Below are 3,227 nucleotides of genomic sequence, written 5' to 3'. Positions count from 1 at the left end.
GGTCGACGCAGGCCGCCCGCACCAGGGAGGTGGTGAAGGTGCCGGCGCACGCGGCGCCGGGCGGGGAAAGCAGCAGGGAGAGATCCGGCCGGCCGGAGGCCTTGAGGCCGGCGGTGACGGCGGCGGCCTGGAAGCCCTCCGGGGCCGTGACGCCTGCGGGGATCGGCTGCCACGGAGCGGGAGGGGTCACGGACTCAGCGGGGCGCGGTGGTGGTGCCCAGCTTGCCGTAGGAGTCCTCGAGCCTCAGGGCGAGGGTGTGCAGCAGGCCGCGGTTGAACTCCGAGGATTGCTGCAGCAGCTGCTCGAACTCCGAACTCTCGAACACCAGCACCGTGGCGGGTCCGTCGATGGCCCGCACCTCGGCATGGCGGGGATGGTCCACCAGGAAGGAGACCTCCCCGATCGGTTCGCCGCTGTGGATCCGGGCCATCGCCTCGAGCCCGCCGTCGCTGGTCGAGGGGCGCCGCACCTCGCAGCGACCCTCCAGCAGGATCGCCACGGTGTCGGGGGGATCGCCGACCGAGAACAGCACCTCGCCGCTCGGCAGCTGCCGCTCCTCGCCCCAGTGCAGCATGTTGATCAAGGCCGCCGGCGACAGCCCCGCCATCAGCGGCACCTCCAGGAGCCGGCGGAGGCGCCCGCCCAGGGCGAGCCCCTCCCCGGACCGCAGCCGCTCGAGGGCCGCGCTGCTGGGCAGACCCACCCTCGGCTCCCGCCGCAGGGCCGCCGCCCGCGCCGGATCCCGCTGATCCTGCACCCACAGGGCCCACAGAGCGGTGTCCGGATCGGGGTCCCGCCACAGTCCATCGAGCACCTCGGCCGGATCGGGGAGCGGGTCGAGGGGGGCGGGGACCTCTGCGCTGGCCGGGGCCCACCGTTCCCGGTCCTGGCGCCGCAGCTGGGTGAGCACCCCTTCCGGGACATGGGGGAGCAGCCCTTGGAAGCGCTCCACCAGGGGGTCCTCGGCGGCGAAGGGCTGCAGGGAGGGCGCGACGGTGACGAACAGGCTGACCAGCTCGCGGTCGATCACCGGCAGCAGCGGCCGCAGCAGGGGTTCGTCGGCGGCGGCCTGCGCCAGGGCCTGGCGGGCCGCGAGCCGGTCCCGGACCTGCTGCAGCTGCTCCTCCACCCGCTCGCGGGCGAAGCTGGAGGCGGGACCGAAGGAGGCCAGCAGCTCCGACCAGCTGGCCTCATCCAGCGCGTACTCCTGGCGGATCCGCTCCAGCCGATCGCCGTGGTCACCATCGGCCAGGGCCGCGCTCAGGTCACCGAGGCCGGTGGTCTCGAGCAGATCCTCGATCGCCTCGGCGGCGGCTTCCTGGCGCAGGCTGCGGATCTCCCGCTGGCGATGGTCGAGCTGCAGGATGCGGGGGTCGCTCACCGCCAGCTCGCGCACGGCGGCGTGGTGGTCCTCCACCTTGAGGTCGAGGGACTGGCGCAGCTCCTCCAGCTGCACCAGGGCGGCGGCGCGGTCGAGCCGGCCGCTGCCGAACAGGTCGGAGAGCACCTCGCGGTAGATCCCGCGCTTGGTCTGGCTGATCTGGCTGGGCAGCACCTTGGCGAGGGTGAACACCTCCCCCGGGCTGAGCTCCGCCAGGGAGCGCCCGTCCAGCAGATCCCCCATTTCGGGCACCAGCTTCTCCAGCTGCTTGCGCAGGCTGGCGCTGGTGCTCTCGCGGGTGTAGGTGGCCTTGTCGCGGGACCAGCCCCGGTAGAGCCACATGCCGCTGACGACCAGCACCAGGGAGCGGATCAGCTGCCCGCCCCTCGGGCCGAGGAGGCCCAGCGAGGGATCGGCGAACCAGAAGAAGATGTTCACCGCCAGGAAGGTGGCGGCCAGGCGGGTGCGATGGCCGGCCACCGCCGTGGCCCGCTCGGCCGGCAGCCCGGCGAGGCCGGATCGCAGCCAGCGCTCCACGGCCCCGAACAGGGCCACCGAGAGGACACCGCCCAGCACCAGCAGGGCAGGCATCGTGAACCAGCGGGGCAGCAGGGTGTTCCAGCCCCCCAGCACCAGGGGCTGGGCGATCTGATCAACGGCGCGGGCGTCGTAGGCCCACATCCCCGTGCGCAGGTAGTCGATGCCGCCGGGCCCCGCAGCGCGGATCAGCAGAAAGAAGGCCAGCACCAGGCCGGGATAGGAGGCCCAGGCCCAGGCCAGGCCTTTCTTGCCGCGGAAGGTCTGCCAGTAGGCCCGCTCGGAGTCGATGTCGATGCAGGGGGCCTGGCAGGCCACGCAGGCGCTCTGCAGCTTGCCCTGCTCACCGATGGTGCGGCACATCGACTGGGTGATGCGGGAGGTGGTCTCCAGGTGGGCGGGGCTGCCCAGCAGGCTGCGGGGGCCGGTGACCACGGCCTGCACCGGCGCCATCGGGCAGAAGTACTGGCACCAGGCCTTGCCGCCGTAGGCCCAGCCCACCGCCAGGGCCGCCGCCACCGTGAGCGCCAGGAACAGGCCCAGCCCAAAGGGGCTGCTGTTCACCACCAGCAGCCGCAGGCTGAGGCCGGCGATGAACAGGCTCCACTGCAGTTGCACGTGGTGCTGTCCGAGCCAGGAGTCCGCCTCGATCTTCACCACGTCGCGGCGGCCGCCCTTGCCGGGAACGGTGCGCTGCCAGTGGAGGGCGCGGAACAGCTGGGAGACGAAGGCCAGCGGGCAGATGCGGCGCCAGACCTCATGGCTGAGCGCCACCAGGATCAGCAGACCGCTGGGGACCACCAGGCCCCAGAAGATCTGGTTGCCCTCCCGGCCATGGCACTCCATCAGGGGGCCGCAGCGATCCAGCTCGAACGGCCAGGGATCGACGCCGGGAAGCAACAGGCTGAGGATCAGCCCCAGCCAGCCCAGCAGCAGCACCCAGCGGGTGAGGCGGGCCTGTTGCTCGGACCAGGAGCTGAAGACTTGCATCGCGCCGGCGGGGGGCGGGCCAGCCGTTAGCTTGCGGCGCACCGGCCGATCTGTCCGCCGACCGATGGGAACGCTCACGTTCCGTCGTCCCCGAAGCGGCGCCCCAGCCACCGCTTCCACCCCACCGTTCCACGGCACCGCACCCGTCCATGGACCAGCGCCGCATCGGCCTCACCGGCGGCATCGCCAGCGGCAAGAGCACGGTGGGGCGCCTGCTGGCCGAGCGCGGTCTGCCGGTGCTGGATGCGGATGGCTATGCCCGAGAGGCGCTGGCGCCGGGCAGCCCCGGCGCGGCGGCGGTGCTGGAACGCTTCGGGG

2 protein-coding genes and 1 pseudogene are annotated in these 3,227 nt (G+C 72.8%); 1 reads left to right on the top strand and 2 read right to left on the bottom strand.

All coding sequences use genetic code 11. From position 1 onward, the window contains the following. Together VB737_RS15935 and VB737_RS15930 are read right to left on the bottom strand one after the other, a co-directional pair. Positions 1-190, bottom strand: a pseudogene (locus tag VB737_RS15935) (arginine biosynthesis bifunctional protein ArgJ); the annotation flags it as partial. 4 nt (positions 191-194) lie between these two features. Continuing rightward, on the bottom strand, positions 195-2,909 hold the full coding sequence (locus tag VB737_RS15930) for a Crp/Fnr family transcriptional regulator (protein WP_500314392.1): 2,715 nt from the start codon (positions 2,907-2,909) through the stop codon (positions 195-197). A 149-nt stretch (positions 2,910-3,058) separates the two neighbouring features. On the opposite strand from VB737_RS15930, the gene VB737_RS15925 reads away from it, so the two are divergent. After that, positions 3,059-3,227 (top strand): dephospho-CoA kinase (locus VB737_RS15925; protein WP_500314394.1); only part of this gene is annotated, 169 nt, incomplete at its 3' end.

The organism is Synechococcus sp. BA-120 BA3, assembly GCF_034931285.1.
Taxonomy (GTDB): domain Bacteria; phylum Cyanobacteriota; class Cyanobacteriia; order PCC-6307; family Cyanobiaceae; genus Cyanobium.
Note: the sequence above shows the minus strand (reverse complement) of the source record. Positions and strands in the feature narration are given on the sequence as shown.